Annotated in this window: 4 protein-coding genes; 3 read left to right on the top strand and 1 reads right to left on the bottom strand. The window is 60.7% G+C overall.

The window, feature by feature from the left end; all coding sequences use genetic code 11:
• Positions 1 to 7 precede the first annotated feature (7 nt).
• Positions 8 to 1,114: an IS630 family transposase gene (locus ACNJ7K_RS00105; protein ID WP_487040948.1), complete on the top strand. Its 1,107-nt coding sequence runs from the start codon at positions 8 to 10 to the stop codon at positions 1,112 to 1,114.
• 144 nt (positions 1,115 to 1,258) lie between these two features.
• On the opposite strand, the gene ACNJ7K_RS00110 is transcribed toward ACNJ7K_RS00105, so the two are convergent.
• On the bottom strand, positions 1,259 to 2,851 hold the full coding sequence (locus tag ACNJ7K_RS00110) for an N-6 DNA methylase (protein ID WP_487040949.1): 1,593 nt from the start codon (positions 2,849 to 2,851) through the stop codon (positions 1,259 to 1,261).
• 95 nt (positions 2,852 to 2,946) lie between these two features.
• On the opposite strand from ACNJ7K_RS00110, the gene ACNJ7K_RS00115 reads away from it, so the two are divergent.
• Entirely contained in the window at positions 2,947 to 5,916 is a 2,970-nt protein-coding gene (locus ACNJ7K_RS00115) for an Eco57I restriction-modification methylase domain-containing protein (protein ID WP_487040950.1), read from the top strand.
• Positions 5,917 to 6,048: 132 nt separating this feature from the next.
• On the top strand, positions 6,049 to 7,707 hold the full coding sequence (locus tag ACNJ7K_RS00120) for a DNA repair helicase XPB (RefSeq protein ID WP_230788057.1): 1,659 nt from the start codon (positions 6,049 to 6,051) through the stop codon (positions 7,705 to 7,707).
• Positions 7,708 to 7,714: the final 7 nt, after the last annotated feature.

The raw sequence follows: 7,714 nt of genomic DNA on the forward strand, positions 1-7,714 counted from the left end.
GGTGGTCGTGGCACGTCAACCGAGCGTGTTCGTCCGATCGTTGACCATGGGAGAAGGGCGACGGCTGCAGAAGATCAGCCGCACCGCCAAGGACCCGATCAAACTCCGTCGCGCGATCGTGGTGCTGATGTCCGCGCAAGGCCAGACCGTCAAGGACATCACCTCGTTGATGCAGGTCAGCGACGATTACGTCCGCGATGTCATCCACGCGTTCAACGAACACGGATTCGAGGCGTTGCACCCAAAATGGAGAGGGGGACGGCCGAAGACGATCGATGAGCAGACTCGCGAGAAGATCTGCTTGATCGCCCGGACGTCCCCCGCCGATTGGAAGATCACGGCATTCTCCACCTGGAGTCTGGCCAAACTGGCCGAGCACCTGATCGCGCAGAAGATCGTGCCGACCATCAGTCGTGAGACGCTGCGCCGCATCCTGCGCGAGGGCAAGGTCACCTGGCAGTCGACCACGACGTGGAAGGCCTCGACCGACCCGGATTTCTTGTCGAAGATGCACGCGATCCTCGAGCTGTATGACACCCCGCCGACCGACGGACGGGTCGTTTGTGTCGACGAATTCGGGCCGCTGAACCTGCAACCCCGTAAGGGCCGGTGTTGGCGGCCGGCGACGTCTCCGCTTCGGTTGCGGGCGACGTATCACCGCTATGACGGGGTGATGCACATGCTCGCCGCCCTCGATTTATCCACCGGCAGAATGTACTACCGCATCAAGCCGCGTAAGCGGGCCGGCGAGTTCCTCGAGCTGCTCAAGGTGTTGCGGGCCAGGTGGCCCGGGGAGAAGTTGTATGTCGTGCTCGACAACTTCTCCCCGCACCGGCACCTGACTGTCCGCCGGTGGGCCGCGGACAACGACGTCGAGTTGGTGTATTTGCCGACCTACGGGTCGTGGTTGAACTGGATCGAATCCGAGTTCGCGGCGTTGCGGTATTTCGCGTTGAGCGGCACCGATCATCGCAATCATGCCGAGCAGAACGCTGCGATCGCGGCGTACGTGCGGTGGCGCAATGCTCGTGCGGAACCGAAGACCCGGTTCGCCCCGGACTCACCGATCCGGTCGTGGACCGAGTACCCGCATTACCCGGCCAAGGTTGCGTGACGAGGCACTAGTACCTGCCTGGTGAACGACGATGATACGTGTAGACCCTTCGACGCGCCTCTCTGCCGGACAGCCCATAATCCGCATCACCTGATTGGCACCAGAGCTACAAAACTCAGGGTCGAGTTCCTCAGTAAGCGGTTTCTAGCGCTTGCCGCGCGCGAGGCGTCGGTCGCGCAGACGCTCCCAGACCGCTCGAAGAGCAGCAACGTCACTCTCTTTCATACCAGCGCCGTCAATGAGTACAGTCCGGTCAACGAGGTCAAGGGCCTCCTCGTAACACCGCTCACGCACCAGTTCGTCGACCTTTGTACCGAGACCCTCCGGCACAATTATTGGGTCGGGTATAGGCAGTTCGCCGCACTCGGACGGTTCCATTTCGAGGATCCCACCTCCGTAACTACGGCCGATCACCTCCGACATAGCAAGGGTGACAGAGTTGAACGCAGCGACCGACAGTCGGTGGATGTCGACTCCGGGCTTGGTGAAGACTCTATGGACCGTGTCGGTGCTAGTCGCGCCGGCATCATTGGCGGCAATACGCAGATGCGTCGAAATCTGCCTCAGCATAAATCCATCCGGCACGGATACAGAGGGCACGACCCACCACTCATTGCGAATTCTGCACTTGTATCCGGTGTGAACCCCATCTTCTTCACCCATCGCGATGTATTGAGCGAGGGCAGGCTCGTTGGTGAGGTCGATATTTGGTTTGACGGCTAGAAGATGGGTTCGAGCACCGGAACTGGCCTGCAATTCGAGGTCTTCGTTCGTGAAGGAAAGTCCCTGCACCTGAGCACTACGTGCCAGCAGCGGGATCGTCCAATCGGTTAGTCCGCGCTCGCTGGCTTCTGCTTCCGTAAGACAAAAAAACGAGTTGCGACCGGTCACAACGCCGACGTTCGCTGCTGCGTACTGACTCAGGGGCGCCATACGCTGGTCTGCACGTACCCGACGAACCAACTCAATGGCATCTGGCCCGAGATAGTACTTCGTCCACTTCTCGGACTCGTGTAGGTGGGCGCGCGTGGCTGCACTATCGAGTGAAACAGACCCGAGTACCTCAGCGTCGCGTACCTCAATGGTGTTGATCTCGGCGGGACCCGCGCCCTTGGTTGCGAGCAGCAAGACAACTTCCTGCAGGATTCCGGGGAAGACAAGCTTTTCGAACGACACCAAGGTGATCTTCGAGCACTCGTCGACGAGGTAAGAGCGCAACTGAGAGGCGTATCCAACCTGAAGCAATTCGGCGGGCAGAACTAACCCGACCCTGCCGCCTTCACGAACAGCCATCATTGATGCAACCACGAACGGCACCCAGGCATTGGTGAGTTTAGAGGGCTTCATGCCCTCGCCTCGCATTAGTCCAAGCGCACGGTCGCGGGCTTCATGCTCCCAAGATCCGAAACGGATGTACGGAGGGTTACCAGCAACGCCGTCGAAGGTGCCGTAGCGGTCCGGAGTAAACCACGCAAAGAAGTCGCTGTTCGCAACTTCAGTGCCAGCGACTGCTCGGGCCTTCGCTGCTTCTTCAGGAAACAGCTCCACGCCCTGAGCTCGGACTCCATCGCGAGCAAGGTGTGTGAGGATCGCGCCGTCTCCGCAGGACGGCTCGAGTACCGTCGAACCTGCACCGAGTACCCAGTCAGCAATGAAGCGAGCAATCAGGTCAGGGGTGTAGTACCCGCCGCGGAGCTTGTCACCCTGCGGTTCGGCCTTCGCCGCGAATCTCTGCATGCGCCGATTGTCTCCCACGCTACCGACACGGTTGGCACTCCCCCCATGGGCTGTACAACTTCATTGGCACGGGCGTAGGTAGGTAGGGTCCCTACGTGCCCTTCCATCGCCGTACCAAGGTTGAAGCGCTTGACAAAATCCGCGAGCTTGTCGAGCGCTACCGTCCGCAGCACCAGATCCTGTCTGCTGCCAACTCGCCGTTCACGGAGACGGAGGCTCGAGTCAGCTTCATCGATGACTTCTTGATCGCATTGGGGTGGGATGTCCGGAATGAGGGCGGCAAGCCGCAAATGCTCATGGACGTCGTCATGGAACGGCAGGGCTCCGACAACGACAGCGTATGGGGACGCCCGGATTACCGGCTACGTGTGGCTGGGTACGATCGGATGCCAGTAGAAGCTAAGAAGCCCTCAGTCCGCCTACGTACGGCGCATGACGGAGCAATCCAGTCACGCACGTACGGGTGGTCGCTGTCCCTTCCGGCTTCCATACTGACAAATTTTGCCGAGACGGTCATTTACGACTCGACGGTCGATCCGAAGCAAGGGGATACGGCCGAGGTTGCGATTATTCCCGGATGCCGCTTCACGTTCGAGGACTACGTCGACCGGTTCGACGAACTGTGGGAACGACTCTCCTATGAGACGGTCTCTACTAAGCGATTCAACGAGGTGTATAGCTACACCGAACCGCTTCGCGGAGAGTCGCCTTTCGACATGACGTTCCTGGCCGAGTTCCGGCGTTGGCGCCTTGTACTTGCTCAGGACATCACAGCTCTCAATACGGGCTTGCTTGCGCCAGAAGTTGGGCGCCGTGTACAGAAGGTGCTTAACGCACTGTTATTTCTTCGCGTGTGCGAAGACCGCAACATTTCGCGGTACAAGGAACTCTGGGAGTCAGCGAACTCGCACGAGGTCATCAGACACTTCCGGCGATCTGACGCAGTCTTTAACGCGGGCATATTTCGTGCGCTCGACGGCATCAAAGTCAGCAATGACGTGCTGCTAAGCGTCATCGAAGAGATGTACTGGCCACGCACCCAGTTCGCATTTGCGGTACTGAAACCCGAGATCCTTGCGGGCCTGTACGAGCAGTACCTTGCTGAGCAGGTCGTCATCGATAACTATCGACGGGTTTCCCTTGAGGAGAAACCTGAGATCGTCCACGCTGGTGGAATTGTCCATACGCCGGGTTACATTGTCGACGAACTAAATCAAAGTGCTCTCGCCCCGTTCCTTGAGAACGGGGTCAGCTCACGTCTTCGGGTGTTGGACCTCGCGGTGGGTTCAGGTGCTTTTCTCCTAGACACCTTGAGCAAACTGGTCACGGCCGCAGAGCTTTCAGGCCAAGAGGTTGGTCTCCGCGAACGTGCTGACCTGGTCGAGAATCGCCTCTTCGGGATCGACATCGATGGTGCAGCCGTAGAGGTCACTAGGCTGAGCCTGCTCCTCGCAATCATCGGAGACGACTTCGTCGACGTCGAACAGGCCACGGCTCTACTACCGAATCTCGACCAAAATATAGTTGCTGGTAACAGCGTAGTTAGGGACGACTTCGATCGTCTTGTGCCCGAAGCCGCGTCCATTCCGTACCGACGGGCTGCGGCACTGCCGACGAGCCTTGCTAAGGCGTTCGGTAACAAGTACCCGAACGGCGGATTCGAAGTGATAGTCGGGAATCCTCCGTACGTTCGGATCCAGACGCTATCCGAGTTCATGCCGGACCAGCTGACATATTTACAGCACGCCTCCTCAGGGTATAGTGCGCCGGCTGCACACAGTTTCGACCTGTCACTCGTTTTCATAGAGCGTGCACTCGACCTGCTGGCTCCCCAGGGTCGTCTTGCGATGATCGTCCCGCACCGCTTCACCAACCATCTGTCGGGCGCAGGAGTTCGAGGCAAGCTCGGCGAACGCATCGAGCGATTCGTACACTTCGGGGAAGAACAGGTCTTCCCTGGGCGATCCACCTATAGTGGACTCGTAATTGCGGGGCCGAAGACCAAGGATCCAGCTCGTTTCGAACTCGTCTCTGACCTCACCGCTTGGCGTGAGTCTCGAAAAGCAACGATAGTCCCGATCGCACGTAACGACCTCACGTCAGCGATCTGGCCCATCGCTACCGAGGACCAGACTGAACTCTTCGAGCAACTCAAGAAGCACGCAGTCGCCAACCTCGGCGATGAGGGGTGGGTTCACGTGTTTGTAGGGGTTCAAACCTCTCGCGACGAACTCTACTTCATCAAGCCAGAATCAATTTCCGACAATGAATCGACGGCAACCTTCGTGGACATTGGCGGTGTCACTAGGACCATAGAACGGGCGATCCTGCGCCCGGCGATAAAGGACCAGCTGATCGACACCTACGACGGCCAGCCAGAGCCTGATAGGTGGGTCATCTTCCCCTACGGGTTCGAATACGCCAGGAACGGCAAGCGTCGTGCGAAGCTTTTCGACCGAGCCACGATGGAAAGCCTCTACCCGCTAGCACTCGCCTACTTTGAAGCACACCGTGCAGCCCTGACCCGGCGCAGCATTTTACCCGACCCCGGAGACGCATATTGGGCGTACGGCCGTTCTCAGAGCCTGACGCAGATGGACGACCCAAAGCTGGTTGTCCGAGTACTCTCCCTCAGCCCGCGCTACGGCATGGACACCAACGGACTGGTGGTGCCCGGCGGTGGCGATGGTGGGCCGTACTACCTGCTACGACCGAAACCTGAATGCCCATATCCGATGCGAGTAATTCAGGCCATCCTTTCCCATCCCGTCGTAGACCTCTTCATTACGGTGAACGGGAAAAAATACCGAGGCTCGTATGCGGTGCATCGCAAAGCGTTCCTTGTCACAGTTCCGATCCCGAAGCTCAGCAAGACCGATATCGCGGATATTGACAGCTGGGCTGAAGAGGCACAAAAGATCTCTGTTTCGCTCCGGCATGAGACGGACACCGTGATCACAGCTTCTCTGCAAAGCAGGAAATCGTATTTAACAGATCAGATCGAACAGACCCTAACCACGGCTTACCACCTGGATGCTGAGCTTGTGGAGCGGGTGGTTCGCTAGATACTACAGATCATGCACAGGGTCATCGCATCCAAGAATCCGGCCGTCACAGCGAACCTCTGGTGGCGCGACTGCCCCCGCGCCCGGAGAATAAAGAGGTTGTTCTCTCTACTCCCGTGTTAGGAGGCGTCCGTGGCCGACGGACCGCTCATCGTCCAGTCCGACAAGACCGTGCTCCTCGAGGTCGATCACGAACGGGCGAACGAGGCGCGGCAGGCGATCGCGCCGTTCGCCGAGCTCGAACGCGCCCCCGAGCACATCCACACCTACCGGGTGACGCCGCTGGCACTGTGGAACGCGCGTGCGGCCGGTCACGACGCCGAGCAGGTCGTCGACGCGCTGGTCTCGCATTCCCGGTTCGCCGTCCCGCAGGCGCTGCTCGTCGACATCGTCGACACCATGAGCCGCTACGGGCGCCTCCAGCTGGTCAAGAGCCCCGCGCACGGCCTGACCCTGGTCAGCCTCGACCGGGCGGTGCTCGCCGAGGTCCTGCGGAACAAGAAGATCGCCCCGATGCTCGGTGCGCGCATCGACGACGACACCGTGATCGTCCATCCGAGCGAGCGCGGACGCGTCAAGCAGATGCTGCTGAAGATCGGCTGGCCGGCCGAGGACCTCGCGGGGTACGTCGACGGCGAGGCCCATTCGATCTCGCTGGACTTCGAGACGAATCCGTGGCACCTGCGCGACTACCAGGAACTGGCCGCCGATTCGTTCTGGTCGGGCGGCTCGGGTGTGGTGGTGCTGCCGTGCGGTGCCGGTAAGACGATGGTCGGCGCGGCCGCGATGGCGAAGGCCGGCGCGACGACGCTCATCCTCGTGACGAACACGGTCGCCGGGCGGCAGTGGAAGCGCGAGCTGATCGCCCGCACCTCCCTCACCGAGGACGAGATAGGCGAGTACTCGGGTGAGAAGAAGGAGATCCGTCCGGTCACCATCGCCACCTACCAGGTGATCACCCGCAAGTCGAAGGGTGAATACCGCAATCTCGAGTTGTTCGACTCCCGCGACTGGGGGCTGATGATCTACGACGAGGTGCACCTGCTGCCGGCGCCGGTCTTCCGTATGACCGCCGATCTGCAGTCCCGCCGCCGCCTCGGTCTCACCGCGACCCTCGTGCGCGAGGACGGACGCGAAGGCGACGTCTTCTCGCTCATCGGCCCGAAGCGGTTCGACGCGCCGTGGAAGGACATCGAGGCCCAAGGCTGGATCGCCCCCGCCGACTGCGTGGAGGTCCGCGTGACCCTCACCGACGCCGAGCGCATGGCGTACGCGGTCGCCGAGCCCGAGGAACGGTACAAGCTGTGCTCGACCGCCCGCACCAAGATCCCGGTCGTGAAGTCGATCCTCGAGCAGCACCAGGACGCCCCGACACTGATCATCGGTGCCTACATCGATCAGCTCGACGAGCTCGGTGAAGCGCTCGACGCCCCGGTCATCAAGGGTTCGACGAAGACGAAGGAACGCGAGGCGCTGTTCGACCGGTTCCGGTCGGGCGAGTTGAAGGTGCTCGTGGTGTCGAAGGTCGCGAACTTCTCCATCGACCTGCCGGAGGCCTCGGTCGCGATCCAGGTGTCGGGCACCTTCGGTTCGCGTCAGGAGGAGGCCCAGCGTCTCGGGCGGCTGCTGCGTCCGAAGCACGACGGCGGCCAGGCCCACTTCTACTCCGTGGTCTCGCGCGACACCCTCGACGCCGAGTACGCCGCGCACCGCCAGCGGTTCCTCGCCGAGCAGGGTTACGCGTACCGGATCACCGACGCCGACGACTTGCTCGGACCGCAGATCGGCTGACACGGAG

Source organism: Rhodococcus shunpengi (assembly GCF_048381395.1).
In the GTDB taxonomy this organism is placed as follows: domain Bacteria; phylum Actinomycetota; class Actinomycetes; order Mycobacteriales; family Mycobacteriaceae; genus Rhodococcus.